This is a genomic window from Nocardia iowensis, from assembly GCF_019222765.1.
Classification (GTDB): domain Bacteria; phylum Actinomycetota; class Actinomycetes; order Mycobacteriales; family Mycobacteriaceae; genus Nocardia; species Nocardia iowensis.
This window is the reverse complement of the sequence record NZ_CP078145.1, coordinates 7292917-7311233: the sequence shown is the minus strand read 5'-3', so window position 1 is coordinate 7311233 and position 18317 is coordinate 7292917. Positions and strand designations below refer to the sequence as shown.

Genomic DNA, 18317 nt, shown 5'->3' with positions numbered 1-18317 from the left:
GCGTTGTATCAGGTGCGCCGTGGCCGGTGGGGTGCCCGGCGGACGGTCCGCCCGTCGGCGACGGCGAGCACGAGTGTTGTGGTGTCGTCGGCGTGCGCCCACCAGCGGTGGCGCACGCCCGACGGGCAGTAATAGGAGTCTCCGGTGGACAAGGTCACTTCCTCGCCGTTGGCGACGACCGTGATCGTCCCGGTGACCACGTAGATCAATTCGTCATTGGGGTGGGTGAATTCGCGCTCGCCGCGTTCGGTTCCTCCGATGAACTCGAGTGCGCGCAGGTCCCTGCTGCCGTGGACCAGCGAGCGCACCGAGCCGTCGGTGTTCGGGTCTGCTTGATCGAGACGGCCTTCGTCCGCACGGACGACCACCGCACCGGGCGTGCTGTCGGCCGCCGCGAGTAATTCGGTCGCCGTGGTGTCGAGCGCGTCGGCGATGCGTTGCAGCGAGCGCAGACTCGTATTGGTTCGCCCGTTTTCCAATTGGCTCAGGAATGATTGCGACAGTTCGGTTTTCGCGGCCAGCGTGGCCAGCGTCAGCCGTGCCGCACGCCTGCGATCGTGCACAACGGCGCCGAGCCCGGGCCAGCGCGCCCGGTCGTCGCTGTCGTTCCGCACTTGCTCGGCCTTCCTTGTCTGCTCCGCACACTTTCAGCCGAATGGTGTGAAATCCCCGTATTTACATCACGGTGATCGGAACCCTTCCCACATAGTGGAGAAAAGCCACGGTAGGGGAACGGATCGCCGCGCAAGAAGCCGCCCACAATGCGGCGACCACGGGACCGACATCCTGGGAGCAGAGCGGCGGAATAGTGAAGTCGGCGAGCCCACCGATGCCGCCGTCGGCGGCAATCAGCGTCACCGGGCCGAGAATCACCGCGGGGCGCGAGCGCCCGGCGCGTCAGCTGACGGTGCGCTCCTCGCGGAACCCGGGCATCCAGGTGCGGACCAGTTCCATGAAGGGAAGTTCGGCGTCGAGTTGGGCGAGGATGCCCACCGAGCCGCCGAGTACTCGGAAGATCATCACGTATTCGGCCGGAAGTTGCAGGGCGCGTGCGGTTTTCATCTCCTGGCTGGTGATGTCGGAGGCTTTGCCCGCGACCCGCTGCATCCACTTGCGGGTGAAGTGGAACGAGTCGGACCGGATCGGGTCGGTGAAGGGGCGCAGGTAGTCGGCGATCTCTTTGTGGGTGACGGTGCGGCCGGGGATGACCCAGCCGTTGTCGTACATGAGCTCGGTGAGTTCCTCGAAGCGCTCCTCCACCGCGAGCGCGAGCATGCGGCCGAGCACGGGGGGAAACCCGTTCGGCATCGGCGCGCAGGCGCCGAAGTCGATCACCGCGAGCTTGCCGTCGGCGAGCATCATGAAATTGCCGGGATGCGGGTCGGCGTGCAGCAGGCCGACGGTTTCCGGGGAGGAGAAGTGAAAGCGGCCCATCAGGCCCGCGACGCGGTTGCGCAGGGCGCGGGTGCCCTCGGGGTCGGCGGCGCCCGCCTGGATGATCGAAGAGACCGCGGTGCCGTCGAGCCATTCGGTGACGATCACCTTCGGCGAGCTGGCCACCACCTTGGGCACCACGATCTCCGGGTGCCCGTCGAAACCCTTGGCGAAGGCGCGCTGGTTCGTCGCCTCGTTGCGGTAGTCGAGCTCTTCCTCGGTGCGTTCGGTGATCTCGGCGAGGATCGGCTTCACGTCGGCGCCGGGGATGACCGACGCGAGCAGCCCGGTCATCCGGTTCAGCGTCTTGAGGTCCGCGCGCAGCGCCTCGTCGGCACCGGGGTACTGCACCTTCACCGCGACGACGCGGCCGTCCGACCAGATCGCCTTGTGCACCTGACCGATGCTGGCCGATGCGGCGGGGACGTCGTCGAACTCCGTGAACCGCTGCCGCCACTGGGTGCCGAGCTGCTGGTCCAACACCCGGTGCACGGTCTCCGCAGGCATCGGCGGCGCGGCGGCCTGCAGCTTGGTCAGCGCCTCGCGGTAGTGCTCGCCGAACTCCTCGGGGACGGCGGCCTCCATCACACTGAGTGCCTGCCCGAACTTCATCGCACCGCCCTTGAGCTCACCGAGCACGGTGAACAGCTGCTCGGCGGCCTTCTGGTTCAGGTTCGCGTTGATTTCGGACTTGTCGCCCCCGGCCAGCTTCTTACCGAACCCCACAGCGGCCCGCCCGGCGATGCCGAGCGGAATCTTGGCCAACTTGGCGTTGCGGGACGAGCGACGGCGCACGATCTCAGACACGTACCCATCATGGCGGAAGGACCCGCTACTTAGCCATGGCAATCTTGATTCGATACCGTCGACGGCAGTGACCCCGATCACTCCGATGCCGCGTCGCCCGGTCGGCTCGCGTGTTCTCGACACCCGCTGAGGCCAGCGGGAATTCGGCGACACGAGCAGTCGGCATGGCGCGGCCAGCGCCGTCGGTCGAGCAGGTGCGAGTCCAGATCCAGTTCGAGTGTGGCGTCCAGGGTGGCCGGTGCGCGTCTGGTCGTCATGGCCAGCACGGCCTCGACTTCGCTGACCGCGAGGGCCGCGGTGGCCGCGATCCGGGCCGGGGACGCGTGCCCGACCCGGCCCAGCAACTGCGCGGCAAGATGCGGCCAGTCCGCGTCGTTGTCGGCGCGCAGGAGGTCGGCGCAGCGCAGGCAACTGGTCGCACCGGGCAGCACGAGCGGGCCGACCACCCCTCGGCCGTCCCGGATCCGCACCGGAAGGTGGGCGATCCGGTGCCGCACCAGATCCTCCACGAGACGCGGGTCGGCCACCAGGGTGTCGGTCAACACCACCAGGTCGACCCGCCAGGTGGACGCCGGGGCCGTGTGTGGCCGGTAGTCGCGCGAACGGCTCGGTCGCACACCGAGTTTGCGCAGGCCCGCGGCGACCGCGTCCGACACCGGCCCGAGCCCGTGCACGCGCACCGATCTGATCCGACCGCCGCGGTCTTCGGGATGCTCGAGCAGCCCGGCCTCGTCCAGCACGTCGAGCAGGGCCAGCGCGTGGTCGGGCTCGATACCGCATTCACCGGCGCGCCAGACGATTTGCGGCCGCGTCTGCATGCCGTCCAGCAGGCGTAGGAAGGCCAGCACCGTATCGGCGTCGAGCCCGGCGGCATCCAGTACCAGCGCGGTCTCCGGATGCCAGCCGAGTTGCACGACGCCGGACGGGCGCACCAGCACGGCGATCTGCGGGGGCAGCAGCGGACCACGACACAGTGATGTCATGCCGAGCAGTATGCGGATCCCGACAGACCCGCCTAGCCACGAAACCCGAAGTTATCCACAGGGATTCGTGGCTACCAACAGGGCACTCAAGCGGACGGGCCGCTGTCCTTACCCAGGTCAGGGCCGGACTCGCCGCCGTCCGCGCGCCGTTCGTCGTCGTCGGACTTCTGCCGTTCGGCCTTTTCCTTGGCCTCGGTCTCCGCCAACTGGGCAAGCGGATCGTCGAAGGCGGTGGTGCCGCCGCCGATCACCGAATCGATGAATCCAGCGGGGGAGTCCAGATCATTGGAGTCGGGCAGCAGGTCGGGGTGCGCCCAGACACCGTCTCGCTTCTCCATTCCCGCGTCGCTGGTCAGCCTGCGCCACAGGGCCGCGGCCTCGCGCAGCTTGCGTGGCCGCAGTTCCAGCCCGACCAGCGTCGCGAACGTCTGCTCGGCCGGACCACCGGTGGCCCGCCGCCTGCGCAGGGTCTCGGCCAGCGCGCCCGCGCCGGGCAGTCGATCGCCGACGGCATCGGTGACCACGACCTCGACCCAGCCCTCGATCAAGGCGAGCAAGGTCTCCAGCCGCTCCAGTGCCTGCTTCTGCTCCGGTGTGGTCTGCGGTTCGAAGGCGCCCTGCGACAGGATTTCCTCGAGCTTGGCGGGATCGGTCAACGCCATCGGGTCGATGCCCTGGGCGGCCTCCTCCAATGCGGAGAAGTCCATCCGGATGCCACGCGCGTAGTCCTCGACGGCGGCGAGCACCTGCTGCCGCAGCCACGGCACATGGCCGAAAAGCCGCTGATGCGCCGCTTCGCGTGCGGCGAGGAACACCATGATCTCGCTCTCCGGCTGCTCCAGGCCCGCGCTGAAGTCCGCGATGGCCGAGGGCAGCAGGGCGGCGGTACCGGTCGGGCCGAGCGGCAGACCGATGTCGGTCGAGGTCAGCACCTCCTTGGCGAGCTGGCCGAGGGCCTGGCCGAGCTGCGAGCCGAAGGCGAGGCCACCCATCTGACCGAGCATGCCGACCATCGGCGCCGCGAATTCCTTGGCCTCTTCCGGCAGCGAGGCGGTCCACATGCCGGAAATCTGCTGGGCCACCGGGTCGCACAGTCGCTGCCAGGTGGACAGCGTCTCCTCGATCCAGTCGTTGGCGGTCCAGGCAACAGTCTTGCTCGCGCCTGCGGGCAGCGTGGTCGCGCCGTCGAGCCACAGTTCGGCCAGGTGCGCGGCGTCGGCGATGGCGTTAGCGGTGCTCGCCGATACCGGGGTCACGTTCGAGCCGAGCTGCTGGCGAGCCAGTCGCTTGGCGACGTCGTAATTCACCGGGCCGGACTGCGCCGAGCCGGGCTGACCCATGCCGCTGAGCATCTGGCCGAGCGAGGTCAGCATCTGGCCGAGCTGCGACGGATCGAAACCGCCACCGGGTCCACCCACTCCGAACGGGTTGTTCGACTCGGGACCGCCCGGTTCGTCACCGCGGTTGCGGTCGTCGTCGTCGCGGTTCGAAAATCCGAAGGGGACGTCACTCATATGCCTAACGTTACGCGTGTAGTGCAGGCAGTTGACGTTCGCGCGGCGCGAAACCGGGGACGCGCGGCAACGCCGAATGTCCGCCTCTACCGTCCTTCGACGGCGGCGATCACTACTGTGGTCCAGGTGAATCGTCGGATCCTCACCCTGGTGGCCGCTCTGATCCCGGTGCTCGTGCTCGGCGCGCTCGGCACTGTGCTCACTGTGCCGTTCGTCGCACTCGGCCCCGGCCCCACCTTCAACACGCTCGGCAAGGTGGACGGCAAAGAGGTGGTCGACGTCCGCGGCACCGAGGTGGACCCGACCACCGGGCACCTCAACATGACCACGGTGTCGGTGCGCGACGGGCTGAGCATCTTCGAGGCGTTCGGCTTCTGGGCGAGCGGCAAGCACGGGCTGGTGCCGCGCGCGGAGGTCTACCCACCCGGGGTGTCGCGCGACGAGATCGACAAGTCCAACCAGCAGGACTTCAAGGATTCCGAGGGCAATGCCGAGGTGGCGGCCCTGCACTTCCTGAACCTGCCGACGGTGGTGCTGCTGCGCAAGGTGGCCGACGACGGCCCGGCCAAGGACGTGCTGCGAGCGGGCGACGAGATCGTCAGCATCAACGGCGCGCCGATGAACGAGCCGAAGGACGTGGTGGACGCGGTGTCGTCACAGCCGCCGGGCGCGCAACTGACCGTGCAGCTGCGCCGCGAGAACGCCGAGCAGACCGTCCAGGTGACCCTCGGCGCCCGCCCGGACGACAAGGACAAGGGCTACCTCGGCGTGACACCGGGGGAGGGCGCCCGCCCGCCGGTGCAGGTGGACTTCAACCTCGCCGACATCGGTGGCCCGTCGGCCGGACTGATGTTCAGTCTCGCGCTGATCGACAAGCTCACCCCCGGCGAGCTGGACGGCGGCAAGTTCGTCGCGGGCACCGGCACCATCGATCAGGACGGCAAGGTCGGCCCGATCGGCGGCATCCCGTACAAGATGATGGCCGCCCGCGACGCGGGCGCCGAGACCTTCCTGGTCCCCGCCGCGAACTGCAACGAGGCAAAGCAGCGAACACCCGACGGCCTACGCCTGGTCAAGGTCGAAACCCTGACCGGCGCAGTGCAATCCCTCAACGACCTGAACGCGGGCAAGACCACCGTCGGCTGTAGCTGAGCGGTCAGTCGAACGGCTCGTTCTCCATCGTGGCGTGCAGCGCGTCGATGAGGTTGGGCGCGAGGTTGGGGTAGGTGCGCAGGTCCATGTCGGCGAATTCGTCGGCGTCGTCCTCCGGACGCACCTGCAACAGGCACAGCGACGCGCCCTCGCGCAGCACCGCGGCGAACAGCCGGGCCTCCCTGCGGTCCGGATGCGCTTCGGCCGCGGCGCGCGCGGCGGCGTCGGCCGCCTCGTGGTCGGCGAGTAGCGGCACCAGCGCCTCGTCCAGCGTCGATTCGGCATCCGGCGGCAGCACCACGATTTCCTGAACCAGCACGCAGCCCTGCACGGCGGGCGGCCAGCTGGTGGTCGCGAGGAACTCGTCCAGAGCCATCGACCCGCCCGTCACGTCGTCCGGAAACGATTCCTGGGCAACGGGAGTGAGCTCGGCCGCCTCATCGACCTCGTCGAGCAGCTCCGGCTGCGCCGCGACCAGCTCAGCGGTAGGCACCAGGGCGAACATCTGCGGCGGTCTGCCCCAGCCTTCGGCGTCGACGAATTCGGCCACCTCCCGGACAGAGCGGGCGAGGAGCAGTTCGGCGTGCAGATCTGCGGGAGTCACGGGAACATCCAACCAAACCGACTGAAAAGGCAATCCACAAACCCGCAGGTTCACGCTCGATCGACCACCACGCGCGAGTTTTGCGAGCGCCGCGACAGATGCACTACGTGTGATCTGTGTCCGATTCCGTAGAGTAGGCCGAGACGGTCCGAAAGGACCACCCCGCAACATCGGACTGCGGCGTTTCGGCCTGCTGTATCGGCGCGAGCGCCGCCGGACCTTGGAGAGTGGCATCGTGGGCATGCGGCCCCCCACCGGCTTACCTTCGCTTTCCCGACGCAGCCGCGCGCTGCTGCTGGCGGCCATCGCCCTTGCGGCGTTGCTGTTGCTAGGTCCACGACTGACGGACACCTATACCAATTGGTTGTGGTTCGGCGAGGTCGGTTTCCGCAGTGTGTATCTCACCGTGCTGTGGACTCGGATCCTGCTGTTCGTCGGCGTCGCGCTGTTCGTCGGCCTGATCGTCTGGCTGGCATTGCTGCTGGCGTATCGATCCCGGCCGGTGTTCGTGCCGGTGGCCGGGCCGAACGATCCGATCGCGCGCTACCGCACCACCGTGATGAGCCGGCTGCGGCTGTTCGGCGTCGGCATCCCGGTGTTGCTCGGGCTGCTGTCCGGCCTGGTGGCGCAATCGAATTGGGTCACCGTGCAGCTGTTCCTGAACAGCAGCACGTTCAACCAGACGGACCCGCAGTTCCATCTCGACGTCAGCTTCTACGCCTTCGAGCTGCCGCTGTATCGGATGGTGCTGAACTGGTTGTTCGTCGCCGTGGTCATCGCGTTCTTTGCCAGCCTGGTGACGCACTACGTCTTCGGCGGCCTGCGGCTGAGCGGTCGCGAGGGCACGCTGACCCGTGCCGCGCGCATCCAATTGGCCGTGATCGCGGGCCTTTTCGTGCTGCTCAAGGCGATCGCGTACTGGTTCGATCGCTATGAGCTGCTGATGAGCAGTCGTAAGGAGCCCACCTTCACCGGTGGTTCCTTCACCGATATCAACGCGGTGCTGCCCGCCAAGCTGATCCTGTTGTCCATCGCGGTGATCTGCGCGCTCGCCTTCTTCGCCGGCATCGTGCTTCGCGATCTGCGGCTGCCCGCCATGGCGGCCGCGCTGCTGGTGCTGTCCTCGATCTTGGTCGGCGCGGTCTGGCCGCTGGTGGTCGAGCAGTTCTCGGTGCGCCCGAACGCCGCGGACAAGGAAAGCGAATACATCGAACGCAATATCGCCGCGACCAGGCAGGCGTTCGGCATTACCGACGACAAGATCGATTACATCGACTACAAGGGCGAGAGCAAGAAGACGCCAGGGGAGGTGCCGGTCGATGCCGCGACGATCGGTAATGCCCGGCTGCTCGATCCGAACATCTTGTCGCCCACCTTCACCCAGCTGCGGCAGCTGAAGAACTTCTACGGCTTCCCGGAGTCGCTGGACATCGACCGCTACAACCTCGACGGCGATGTGCAGGACTACATCGTCGCCGCGCGCGAGCTGTCCCCGGCGGCGTTGAGCGGTAACCAGAAGGACTGGATCAACCAGCACACCGTCTACACCCATGGCAACGGCTTCGTCGCCGCGCCGGCGAACCGGGTGAACAAGCCACAGTCCGAGGACCCGAACGCGACCGGCGGCAGCAGCGACAGCGGCTACCCGATCTTCATGGTCAGCGACCTGTTCACGCCGACGGACAAGCAGCGGATCAAGGTCGACCAGCCGCGCATCTACTACGGCGAGGTGATTTCGCAGGCCAGTCCGGACTACGCGATCGTCGGCGGGACCGACGGCCAGCGCGCCCGCGAATACGATTCCGACACCGCGCAATTCACTTATGACGGCAAGGGTGGGGTGCCGATCGGCAACTGGTTCAACCGGCTTGCCTTCGCCGCCAAGTACGCCGAGCGCAATATTCTCTTCTCCTCGGCCATCGGCGACGACTCCAAGATCATCTTCAACCGCGCGCCGCGCGAGCGGGTGCAGAAGGTGGCGCCATGGCTGACCACCGACGGCAACGCCTACCCGGCGGTCGTCGGCGGCCGGATCCAGTGGATCGTCGACGCTTACACCACCCTCGACAACTACCCCTACGCACAGACCACCTCGCTGGACGGTGCGCTCGAGGACAGCATCGACAAGAAGACCGGCAGGCTGATTCCGCGCAAGGAGGTCAGCTACATCCGCAACTCGGTGAAGGCCACCGTCGACGCCTACGACGGCACGGTGACCCTGTACGAGACGGACTCGACCGATCCGGTGCTCAAGGCGTGGCGCGGTGTGTTCCCCGGCGCGGTGAAGCCGGAGAGCGAGATCTCGCCGGAACTGCGGGCGCACTTCCGGTATCCGGAGGACTTCTTCAAGGTGCAGCGCGAGATGCTGACCAAGTATCACGTGGACGACCCGCGAGAGTTCTTCACCAACAACGCGTTCTGGTCGGTGCCGAGCGATCCGACGATCGAGGGCGGCACGCTCAACCAGCCGCCGTACTACGTGCTGCTCGGCGATCAGCAGACGAACAAGCCGGTGTTCAACCTGACCAGCGCCATGGTCGGCTACAACCGGCAGTTCCTGTCCGCGTATATCTCGGTGCGCTCGGATCCGGACGGCTACGGCAAGTTCACGATTCGACGATTGCCGACCGATACGCAGACGCAGGGTCCGCAGCAGACGCAGAACACGATGACGACCGCACCCGAGGTCTCGCGTGAGCGGACCTTGCTGTCCAACTCGAACAAGATCAAATACGGCAATCTGCTGACGCTGCCGATCGCCGACGGCGGCATCTTGTATGTGGAGCCGTTCTACAACGAACGCAATACCGGGCCGAACACCTCGACCTTCCCGCAGTTGCTGCGCGTCCTCGTGAGTTATCGCGATGAGGCGGGCAGTGTGAAGGTCGGCTATGCGTCCACCTTGGCGGAGGCGCTGAACCAGGTGCTGCCGGGAGCAGGTTCGCTGGCGACACCGTTCGGTGGCGACCCGGCGACCAGGCCGAAACCCGGCACGCCACCGCCACCGGCCGAGAGCACTACGCCGCCGCCCAATACCGGTGGCACCCCGGCGCCGCCGCCGGGCGGGGCCACCCCGCCACCCGGCTCGTCGCCCGCGAAGGACGCCGCCGCCGCCGAGTTGAACAGGAAGATCGAGGCCGTGCGCAATGCCATGCGCACCGGGAACTTCCAGGACTTCGGCAAGGCGCTGGATGAGCTGGATGCCGCGGCGAAGGCGTACCAGGACGCCGGTCGCTGAGATAGGACCGAACACGAAGCGGCGCTGCCGTCCCCAGGGACGGCAGCGCCGCTTTCGTTATGCGGTACCGGTGCTCAGTTGCCGGCGATCGCCTGGATCAGCGAGCCGTTCTGCGCCAGGATCTGCTGGTATTGGGCCTCCAGGCCGTGCTGCTTGGCCAGGTCGCTGCCCACGGCCACGGCCTGGTCGACGAGGGCCTTTTGGCTGCCGGGCAGCGGGAGAGCGGGCGCGGCGGCCTCGGGGGCGGGCTCCGGCTCCACGACGGCCTCCGGCTCCGGCTCGGAGGTGCCGGGGCGCAGGTACTGGCCGCAGTGCGGCCAGGCGCCGACGCCCTGGGTGGCGAGCACGTTCTCCGCGACGCGGATCTGCTCTTCCTTGCTTGCGGTGTGGGCGGAGCCCTGGCCACCGTTGGCCGCCCAGGTGCTCGGCGAGAACTGCAGGCCGCCGTAGTAGCCGTTGCCGGTGGCGATCCCCCAGTTGCCACCGCTCTCGCACTGCGCGACGCCGTCCCAGTTGTGGGCAGGCGCGGCGGAGGCGGTCGCGGTGGAGAGTGCGAACGGGACGGCAACAAGGGCGCCGGTGACAGCGGCAAAGCCGAGGGCGCGGGCGTTGAACTTCCGGTTCTCAGTCATGTGTGTTTTTCCCTCCCTGCGCCTACCAACACGACGATCGAGCTGCCGTGTCCCTGCCCCCAGGTCGTCGGGGATCCTCGAACCGCGGGGCAGGGTCGCCGGTATTCGTCGGTTCGAGTTCGAGCCCATCACGGATGATCCGGGCCGTGAACGCACGGTAACGAAGAAATCTCGGCAGATCACGTCTTGATAACAGTCGAATTGCATGAAGCGAATAACCCGAATATCGTCCTTTGTGCAGGTGGGAAATAACATCAACACGCATTCTGGACGGTCTGTTATAGCACCGTTATGTGATCGAGATCACCACGATATAGTGAGCCAGATCACGTTTAACGAGTTGCCGCCGCCGGTGATAGCCCCATCCGCATTGTTCGCCGGGGTGTCGCGAGTTCGCGCGGCGGAGCCGTAAGGCGTGTGATCCCCGACTCTCCGGTCCGCTTCGTCGCCGCTCGGGTATGTCTCGCCACTCGCCCTTGGCCCGGCAAATACCCCCGCTGACCAGACGATTTGCTGTCTCCGTGAACCCGTGTGTAATGTTGTGTTTACCGACGCGGGGTGGAGCAGCTCGGTAGCTCGCTGGGCTCATAACCCAGAGGTCGCAGGTTCAAATCCTGTCCCCGCTACAAACGGCCCAGGCCAGAGAGATTTTGAATCTCTCTGGCCTGGGTCATTTTTCGGTCTTCTCGATCCTTACTCGACCTTTTGGTCGGGGAACAGCGCGTTCTGGATCGCAGCGGCCATCGCTCCGTTGGGACGGCGACGCCGCGAGGCGTAGGTGTTGAGGGTCTGAGTCGGGTTGACGTGACCCACCAGATCGGCCACCAGCGCTGCCGACAGCTTCGCATCGAGGCCGACGTCGACGACGAATTTGCGGAAGGAATGGCCGCTCATACGGTCCGGTAGACCGAGCGCTGCCCGGACCCTGCGCATCTGGTCGTTGAAGTTCGTCGGGTCACGCAACGTCCCCGCGGCCGACTGAAACAGCGGTGTCGTTCCGTCCTTCATCGGCCGCAGCGTCGGAATCCGCAGATCCAGCATCGCCATACCGTACGGTGCGAGCTGGATCGAGCGACGCAGGTTCTTGGGGTTGTCGGGGTCGTCCTCATTGGACACCCGGATCAGACCGACGCCCCGGACCCTGACCACGTGGCCAGTGACATCGATGATGCCCGTCTCCTGGTCGTAATCTTCGAGCAGGAACGCCAGCAGTTCCGAGATTCGCCCACCCGTGGTGGAGAACATGGTGAACGGGTCTGCGAGATCGCCCCGTTTGCAGAACTCGGCCACGGTCGGCACTCGATACTTCGGGTCAGGCGGGACGAGCACGCCGTTCTTCATCTTCGGTAGGGGTGGGCACGGCACTTGGCTTGTGCGGAGGTCGAGGAGCAGTTGCCGAACCTGTTCGGGCTCAAGGGCGATCGCGCCCTTCCCCTTCTTGCTTTTGATTGGCTCGGTCTCGCGCATCGGATTGTGGGTCCATACGTCGTACCGTGTCGCCAGTGCGCACATTCCGGTGAGAACGATGCGCACGCCTTTTGCGTCAGTTCCACCGCGCTGCTTGTATTCGGTGATGAAGCGCTCGAACCTTTGGGTGCTGCACTCTCGGAGGCGAACGAGGCGCAGCGCGTTGAGGATTGCGACGGCGACACGATCGTAACGGGCCAAGGTGTTGTCAGTGCGCTTCTTGACCTCGACCAGGTATTTCCGATAGGCGATCCACAGGGCTTCGACGGTCGTCTCGCGGTTGATTTCGTCGCTGCCCGAATGGGCGCGGTCTCGAAGGTGTTCGAGCAGACGGCGTTCGGCGACGGCTCCGGTACGGTCCGCGGTTCCTTCGGGTGTCCAGCGGTAGGCGCGGCGGGTTACTCCGTCGTGGTCACGGACCTTGCAATATGCGTACCAGTAGTTGGGTTTGATCTGTTTGCGGGTGATCTTGCCCCAGGTGCCGATGGGTAGCGGTGGACGCGCCATCAGCACACCCCAGCGATCAAGGCATGCGCGTATTTCATTGTTACTCCCGTGTTGTGCAATGACCGGTGCTAGCCGGTGTTGAACAACTCCAATTCTACGGGGGCAGAATAGATTTACGTGCCGCCGCTCGGAGTGAGTATCGAAATATGTTCTACAGCTTCTATTTCGACGCTTCACCGGACAGAACGACCACGCCGGTCGTCTGAATCTTCAACGGGGGCCGGGGATGTCGATTGTTGGCAGCCAGCGCACGGATGAGGTCCGATACGAGTTTGCGCTGATCGCGGTCAAGGATCGCGGCCTCCGGCGGCGGGTTGTAGGGCTCGTCGAGTTCGAGCGCGATACCCGACCAGTGCGCCACGTCGCGGATGTCGAGCTTGAGCGTGGCGGCAACGGCGCGGACGGTCTCCAGCGACGCCGGATGCTCGGGGTTGTCGATCAGGCGAGCGATGGTGGTGCCGTGCACGCCCGCTCGGTCGGCGAGCTGGTTGCGGCTGTTGATACCGACCGCGGACATTGCCGAGGCCCACGGTTCGGGTACCGGGCGGGTTCGTGCCATGTCCACAAGGGTAAGGCATATGTCCACACTCACTGTCCATACGATAGCGATTTCGTTGATTCAGTGCAGACAGAGGTCGGTCAATAGCACTTCTAGCTGCTACGACTATCTATACCGTGTTCAAGTTCAGTAGACACGTATGTCTTCTGTTGTTACTGTCTGTAGCAGGGGGAGGCAGCACAGAGGGAGGGAACTTTGATGGCGAACGGCACGCAGTTGAGCACCCGGACCGCCTTGCGAGATGCCATGACCGCCGAAGGCTTGTCGGTGCGGCAACTGGCCAAGCGAGCAGGGTGCGGCAAGAGCATCATCGGACTGCTGCGTTCAGGAGCCCGAAGGTCCTGTAGCCCGGAGCTGGCAGCGAAAATCGCTGCGGCGCTGGATATCCCGATTCACGAGCTGTTCCCCGACGAGAAGGACGGAGGTACGGACTGAGCGACGCTCAACAGATCTACGGGAGAGAAATAGTTGACCCGGTGGGCTAGCACTCCACCGGGTCGGTGCACATCTACGGGAGTAGTTATGCGAATCCAGTTTAACCCGTCGGCCGCCAAGCCGTCAGGCGGGCACATCGCGTTGCCGTTGAACAGGCGGTCATGATGGCGATCGAGTTCAAACCCGCCGTGCGACGCAAGTCTCCGGCACGGCTGGCGCTTGCTGGCCCTTCTGGTTCCGGCAAGACCTACACCGCATTGGCGATGGGCTGGGCGTGGGCCCAGCGCGAGAAGTCGGTGATCGGGATGGTCGACACCGAACACGGCCGCGCCAGCATGTACGAGGGACTCAACGGCTGGCACTGGGAAACCCTTCACCCCGACCGCTTCTCACCGCTGGGGTTGGTCGAGATCCTCGGGGCCGCTGCAGGGCGCGGGTTCAACCCGTTCATCATCGACTCGTGGTCGCACTATTGGTTCGGCCCGGACGGGATGATCGAACAGGCCGACCGCCGCAAATCAGGGTCCAACAGCTTCTCGGGCTGGAAGGAAGTCTCCGGCGACGAACGCAAGATGATAGAAGCGATGCTCACCTACCCAGGGCATCTGATCGTCACCTTGCGGACCAAGACCGAATACCTCGTCGAAGAAGACACCAAAGGCCGAGCGGTCCCACGCAAGGTCGGCACCAAACCGGTGCAACGTGACGGACTCGAGTACGAGTTCGACATCGTCGGCGACCTCGATCTGCGCAACAACCTGCACATCTCCAAGACTCGACTGCCATTTCTGGCAGGTGAGGTCATCGCCCAACCCGGAGCCGAACTCGCTACCCAGATCGCAGACTGGCTCGACGCCGGACACGCGGCACCGACGGTCGCGGAGTTCCGGCAGCGGATTCTCGATGTCGAACAGATGACGCAGTTGCGCGAGATCTACCTCGAGATCGACTCCTACCGGATGCTCGGCGCACCCACCGTCGACCACGAGGGAACACCTACCACGCTGCGCGAACTGATCGTGGCCATCAAAGAGGCCATGGAGGCCGTGGAAAGGCAGCAGGCCGCACAACGCGCCGCCGCCGAAGCGGCCGACAAGCAGGCAGAGGGAAGGGGGTGAGAACAGATGGCAATAAGGAAATGCGAAGCACCAGGCTGCACGCACGGACTGATCAACCGCACCGAGATCGCCGAACGGCTGCGTGTCACCGAGCAGTTGGTGTTGCAATGGCGATCCCAATCGAAACCACACCTGCTGGCCGACAAAGGGTTTCGACTCAACGGGGATTCCGGGCCGCTGCGGTGGGTCGAATGCGACTACTGGGCCTACCTGGCCGGGCTGGCTGAACCGAGGTCGGCGTGAGCAGCCGCGGGCGTCCTTCCCTCGACTCGGTCACGAGGTCGAAGGAGGACGCCAAGCGGGTGTTCGTGGCCGAGTACCGGTTCCTGCGCGAGGCGAACATGACCCACGATGCAATCGCGCAGCGCCTCGGCCTGACCGTGGCCACGCTGCGTACCCGCATCCTGCGCTACGACTGCCTGATCTTGTCCCAGGCCGAGCAACGGATCGCCGATCGACTCGACGGGCTCATCGACGCCGGTGAACCGTTCACCCTCGAACAGCTGCACACCCTCGACGACGGAATCGCGTCGATGCTGGTACAGATCGCGCTCAAACGCGGCCGCATCCGCTCGTCACAGTCACGGGCGCAGCGACCCAGACGTGCGCCGGTTTACACACCGGTCGGTGTCGAGTCGTGAGCACGGCCGACCCGTTCGGCGATGGCCAAGACTGGCTGGTCATCGACGAAATCAACGACGAGCTCCGTCATCTCACCCGCGTGCTGTGGGAGTGCCGCTACATCGTGGAAAGCGGTGGCGGGCGCGCGGCAGTGACCGAGCGCCGCTGGGATGACGGCCAACACGAGTCCCGTGAGGTCGAACCACTGACCTGACCAACCGCCATGTCGACCCCACGCCGCACCTAGCAGCTCGATGTCGCGCACTCGCGGCATCGAGCCATGCTGGCGCGCAACGACTTCGGAGTACCCGCATGCCCGTAGAAGCCCGCGAGGCCACCAGAGACACCCGCGGATACATCAAACTCGCCCTGGACTTCCTCGAGAACCCCAAGACCGGCCCGATGTCGCCGGTGACCAAACTCAAGCTGATCGAGCTGTGGATCTACTGTGCCCGCAACCGCACCGGCGGCACGGTTACCGCTACCCAGGCACGACGGCTGGTGCCGGGCCGCATCCGCGAGATCTTCACTCTCGCGCGCTGCTGGCATCACCACGACTGCACCGTGGCGACGCCGTGCCAGCACGGTGCGTGCACACCGTCGACGCCGTGCGGGCGCGACTTCTTCACGATGCACGACTACGAGCGCCACCAGACCTTCCACGGCCCGGCTTCGGCCAGGCGCAAGGACACACGCGGCTACCTCAAGCTCAGCGTCGACTTCCTGGAGAACCGCAAGACCGGTCCGCTGACGCCGGTCACGAAGCTGAAGCTGATCGAGCTGTGGATCTATTGCGCCCGCAACCGCACCAACGGTGTCATCGCCGCCAGCCAAGCGCGCAAGATCGCGCCACCACGCATCCGTGAGGCACTCACCACGGCCGGATCATGGAAGCACCACGCATGCACCACGGCGACACCGTGTCGGCACGGTGCATGCACAGCGAACGCGCCATGCGGTCACGGTTTCTTCACCATGCACGACTATCAACGCCACCAAAACCACTACCTCGAACCGACCACAAGGACCGAACAGGCCAGGTCAGCCGGTAGAAAAGGTGGGCTCGCCAAAGCCGCGAACCGGCGAGAAGCGGCTAGCGAAACCACTAGCGTGCCTGCCCGAGCTCCTTCTACCAACGCGGGCGCGTCTCACAATTCACAAGTCATAAATACCTCTACTCCAGTAAGTCCCCTCCCTTACGACAGTGACGCGTGGGAGGAAAAACCGCTCCCACCACCACGACCCGCGCCGCGTCCACGCCACGGCGGCGACGACGTCGCTGATCGGCTCAACGCCGCCGCACCCGAAATCCCGGCAACCTCGGCGATGCGCCGCCGCGTCCTGGCCCGCCTGGCCCCCGATGCCATCGCAGTGCTGGCCGACCCGGATGCCGGCGCGATCCGCCACGCCCAAGCCCAAGCCGAACTCGACCGCGCCGAGGCGGTGATCGACGCCAGAGCCGAATACCTTGCCACCACCAACGTGGCCGAAAACCCCGACATCGACAGGCTTTTCGACCCGCACGGCCCCCACGGCTACGCCCGCCGCATGGCGGCCGCGCACACCCCGCTGCCCATACCGGACCCGGTGAGCCCTGGCGAGGTCCGGGCGATGGCCTACCGGCTCGCCCGCGACCACATCGACGCCATCGGCCGCCAGGGTGGCACCCCGCCAGGCCCGGCCCGCGAAGCCCTGCGCGCAGAACTGGAAACCCTGCTCGGTGAGGGAATCCACCAAGACCGGCTGCGCACCGAGCTGCGCGCCATGCGCGAGACCGGGATGTGGGCGGCGTCCAAATTGCGTGAGCGCCTGGCGAAGGTCCCAGCGTGAACGGCCCGGAGTGGGAGCAGCCGGAGATGTGCGACATCGAAGCCGAACAACAGATCCTCGGCGCGGCGCTCTACACCGAGGACAACGCCGAGGTCGCGGCGATGGTCGCAGACGTCCCGACCGAGGCGTTCTACCGGCCTGCCCATCAGCTGCTGCACAGCACGCTGGTCGAGCTGGTGCGTGCCGGACAACCCGCCGACCCCGTCGTCGTCTTGGAAAAGGCCTCCAGCCGAGGCGAACTCGGAGCCGACACCGGCCGCCTGCGCATAATCACCCTCGAACTCCTCGGCAAAGGCGTGCCTGGATCGGTGCCGTACTTCGCTGACCGCATCATCACGCTGTGGCACGCGCGCACCGCAGTCGGTGAAGCCACCCGCCTGATCCAGAAACTGCACGTCTTGGCCCGCAACGGCGACTTGGCGTTAACTGGTCAGGTCGTCGCCCGCGCGCGCGAGGCTCTTGACATGGATTTCACCGACCCTGTCTCACCCGGCGAGGTGGCGCTGCCGCCCTCGGTCGCCGAACTGCTGGCCGGAAGCGACTCCTACGACTGGCTGATCCCGCAGTTGTTCGAGTACGGCGACCGGATGATCCTCACCGGTATCGAAGGTCTCGGGAAGTCGACGCTGCTGGCTCAGATCGCGTGCGCTGTCACCGCGGGCTTGCACCCGTTCCTCGCCGCTCCGATCATCGGCGCCGGAGCGCCACGCACGAGCTCTCATCGGGTGCTGGTCATCGACGCGGAGAACCTGCCCGGTCAGCTGCGCCGCCGTTACCGCGATCTCGTCGATCGCGTCGACGTGGTCTGCGCCCAACAGAATCACCCGCGCCCGGACTGGAACGACGAACTGCGCATCGAGGCGCGCCCGGACGGTGTGCGGCTGGAAGATCCGCGCGAGCTGCGCCGCATCGAAGCCGCGATCGCCGCGCACCGGCCCGCGCTCGTCGTCGCAGGCCCGCTGTACCGGCTCAACGCCCTGGACACCGAAGCCGCCGACGGTGCACGAGAACTGGTGCGAATCCTGGACCGGCTGCGGGTGAAATACCGGTTCGCGCTGCTGCTGGAAGGCCACATCCCGCACGCGGCAGACGGGCGTTCCCGCTCGGTGCGCCCGATCGGGTCCTCACTGCTGCTGCGCTGGCCCGAGTTCGGCTACGGCATCGTCCCGGCCCGCGGGCACGAGGATGACGAACATCCGAACGTGGTGAACCTGCGCCAATGGCGTTACGCACGCGACGAACGACTGTTCCCGCACGAGCTCTACCACTCCACCTTCGGGCTGCCCTGGACCCCGGCCGACGCCTATTTCCGGGTATGCCGAAGCCGGGGCATATTCGCGTGATCGATCGGTGAAAATTGTTGTAAATCAATCGAATTGAGGTATTGAGTCTGAATTTTCGATGAAATAGTATGGA

Annotated in this window: 18 protein-coding genes and 1 tRNA gene; 10 read left to right on the top strand and 9 right to left on the bottom strand. The window is 65.9% G+C overall.

What is annotated here, in order from left to right; translation table 11 throughout:
* Positions 1-8: 8 nt before the first annotated feature.
* The 5 genes from KV110_RS33700 to KV110_RS33680 form a co-directional block, all read right to left on the bottom strand.
* A complete protein-coding gene (locus KV110_RS33700; RefSeq protein ID WP_218471198.1) occupies positions 9-614 on the bottom strand; it encodes a helix-turn-helix domain-containing protein in 606 nt (201 codons plus the stop codon).
* Positions 615-675: 61 nt separating this feature from the next.
* Positions 676-858 carry a hypothetical protein gene (locus KV110_RS33695; RefSeq protein WP_218471197.1) on the bottom strand — a complete coding sequence of 61 codons (183 nt, stop codon included), beginning with the start codon at positions 856-858 and terminating at the stop codon, positions 676-678.
* A 39-nt stretch (positions 859-897) separates the two neighbouring features.
* Complete coding sequence (locus KV110_RS33690) at positions 898-2241, bottom strand: ABC1 kinase family protein (protein WP_218471196.1); 1344 nt, start codon at positions 2239-2241, stop codon at positions 898-900.
* 77 nt (positions 2242-2318) lie between these two features.
* Positions 2319-3224 carry a hypothetical protein gene (locus tag KV110_RS33685; protein WP_218471195.1) on the bottom strand — a complete coding sequence of 302 codons (906 nt, stop codon included), beginning with the start codon at positions 3222-3224 and terminating at the stop codon, positions 2319-2321.
* 86 nt (positions 3225-3310) lie between these two features.
* Positions 3311-4738 (bottom strand): zinc-dependent metalloprotease, encoded by a 1428-nt coding sequence (locus tag KV110_RS33680; RefSeq protein ID WP_218471194.1) that lies wholly within the window; start codon positions 4736-4738, stop codon positions 3311-3313.
* A 126-nt stretch (positions 4739-4864) separates the two neighbouring features.
* Between KV110_RS33680 and KV110_RS33675 the strand changes: the two genes are divergently transcribed.
* The gene (locus KV110_RS33675) at positions 4865-5890 is read left to right on the top strand and encodes a YlbL family protein (RefSeq protein ID WP_218471193.1); all 1026 of its coding nucleotides are present in this window, start codon (positions 4865-4867) and stop codon (positions 5888-5890) included.
* A 4-nt stretch (positions 5891-5894) separates the two neighbouring features.
* On the opposite strand, the gene KV110_RS33670 is transcribed toward KV110_RS33675, so the two are convergent.
* The gene (locus tag KV110_RS33670) at positions 5895-6494 is read right to left on the bottom strand and encodes a PPA1309 family protein (protein ID WP_218471192.1); all 600 of its coding nucleotides are present in this window, start codon (positions 6492-6494) and stop codon (positions 5895-5897) included.
* 235 nt (positions 6495-6729) lie between these two features.
* On the opposite strand from KV110_RS33670, the gene KV110_RS33665 reads away from it, so the two are divergent.
* The gene (locus KV110_RS33665) at positions 6730-9732 is read left to right on the top strand and encodes a UPF0182 family protein (RefSeq protein WP_218471191.1); all 3003 of its coding nucleotides are present in this window, start codon (positions 6730-6732) and stop codon (positions 9730-9732) included.
* A gap of 74 nt (positions 9733-9806) precedes the next feature.
* On the opposite strand, the gene KV110_RS33660 is transcribed toward KV110_RS33665, so the two are convergent.
* The gene (locus tag KV110_RS33660) at positions 9807-10364 is read right to left on the bottom strand and encodes a transglycosylase family protein (RefSeq protein ID WP_218471190.1); all 558 of its coding nucleotides are present in this window, start codon (positions 10362-10364) and stop codon (positions 9807-9809) included.
* 552 nt (positions 10365-10916) lie between these two features.
* Between KV110_RS33660 and KV110_RS33655 the strand changes: the two genes are divergently transcribed.
* Positions 10917-10990 (top strand) — tRNA-Met (locus tag KV110_RS33655).
* A 67-nt stretch (positions 10991-11057) separates the two neighbouring features.
* On the opposite strand, the gene KV110_RS33650 is transcribed toward KV110_RS33655, so the two are convergent.
* Together KV110_RS33650 and KV110_RS33645 are read right to left on the bottom strand one after the other, a co-directional pair.
* A complete protein-coding gene (locus KV110_RS33650) occupies positions 11058-12515 on the bottom strand; it encodes a site-specific integrase (RefSeq protein ID WP_218471189.1) in 1458 nt (485 codons plus the stop codon).
* Positions 12499-12897, bottom strand: a complete 399-nt coding sequence (locus KV110_RS33645) for a helix-turn-helix domain-containing protein (protein WP_218471188.1) — start codon at positions 12895-12897, stop codon at positions 12499-12501. Before KV110_RS33645 ends, KV110_RS33650 begins: the two co-directional genes overlap by 17 nt.
* A 198-nt stretch (positions 12898-13095) precedes the next feature.
* Between KV110_RS33645 and KV110_RS33640 the strand changes: the two genes are divergently transcribed.
* From KV110_RS33640 to KV110_RS33610, 7 genes are all read left to right on the top strand, one after another.
* Positions 13096-13332, top strand: a complete 237-nt coding sequence (locus KV110_RS33640; RefSeq protein WP_218471187.1) for a helix-turn-helix transcriptional regulator — start codon at positions 13096-13098, stop codon at positions 13330-13332.
* A 161-nt stretch (positions 13333-13493) separates the two neighbouring features.
* Entirely contained in the window at positions 13494-14450 is a 957-nt protein-coding gene (locus KV110_RS33635; protein WP_246634145.1) for an AAA family ATPase, read from the top strand.
* Positions 14451-14456: 6 nt separating this feature from the next.
* Positions 14457-14693 carry a hypothetical protein gene (locus KV110_RS33630; RefSeq protein WP_218471186.1) on the top strand — a complete coding sequence of 79 codons (237 nt, stop codon included), beginning with the start codon at positions 14457-14459 and terminating at the stop codon, positions 14691-14693.
* Entirely contained in the window at positions 14690-15091 is a 402-nt protein-coding gene (locus tag KV110_RS33625; protein ID WP_218471185.1) for a hypothetical protein, read from the top strand. Before KV110_RS33630 ends, KV110_RS33625 begins: the two co-directional genes overlap by 4 nt.
* Positions 15088-15285, top strand: a complete 198-nt coding sequence (locus KV110_RS33620) for a hypothetical protein (RefSeq protein WP_218471184.1) — start codon at positions 15088-15090, stop codon at positions 15283-15285. The genes KV110_RS33625 and KV110_RS33620 overlap by 4 nt, the downstream gene beginning before the upstream one ends.
* Positions 15286-15383: 98 nt before the next feature.
* Complete coding sequence (locus KV110_RS33615) at positions 15384-16901, top strand: hypothetical protein (protein WP_218471183.1); 1518 nt, start codon at positions 15384-15386, stop codon at positions 16899-16901.
* Positions 16898-18244, top strand: coding sequence for an AAA family ATPase (locus tag KV110_RS33610; protein ID WP_218471182.1), 1347 nt, complete (start codon positions 16898-16900; stop codon positions 18242-18244). The genes KV110_RS33615 and KV110_RS33610 overlap by 4 nt, the downstream gene beginning before the upstream one ends.
* Positions 18245-18317 lie beyond the last annotated feature (73 nt).

Coding starts and splice junctions, on each gene's coding strand:
- KV110_RS33685 (WP_218471195.1), bottom strand. CDS start 3,224: ATGACATCACTGTGTCGTGGTCCGCTGCTGCCCCCGCAGATCGCCGTG.
- KV110_RS33640 (WP_218471187.1), top strand. CDS start 13,096: ATGGCGAACGGCACGCAGTTGAGCACCCGGACCGCCTTGCGAGATGCC.
- KV110_RS33635 (WP_246634145.1), top strand. CDS start 13,494: ATGATGGCGATCGAGTTCAAACCCGCCGTGCGACGCAAGTCTCCGGCA.
- KV110_RS33680 (WP_218471194.1), bottom strand. CDS start 4,738: ATGAGTGACGTCCCCTTCGGATTTTCGAACCGCGACGACGACGACCGC.
- KV110_RS33645 (WP_218471188.1), bottom strand. CDS start 12,897: ATGGCACGAACCCGCCCGGTACCCGAACCGTGGGCCTCGGCAATGTCC.
- KV110_RS33630 (WP_218471186.1), top strand. CDS start 14,457: ATGGCAATAAGGAAATGCGAAGCACCAGGCTGCACGCACGGACTGATC.
- KV110_RS33660 (WP_218471190.1), bottom strand. CDS start 10,364: ATGACTGAGAACCGGAAGTTCAACGCCCGCGCCCTCGGCTTTGCCGCT.
- KV110_RS33615 (WP_218471183.1), top strand. CDS start 15,384: ATGCCCGTAGAAGCCCGCGAGGCCACCAGAGACACCCGCGGATACATC.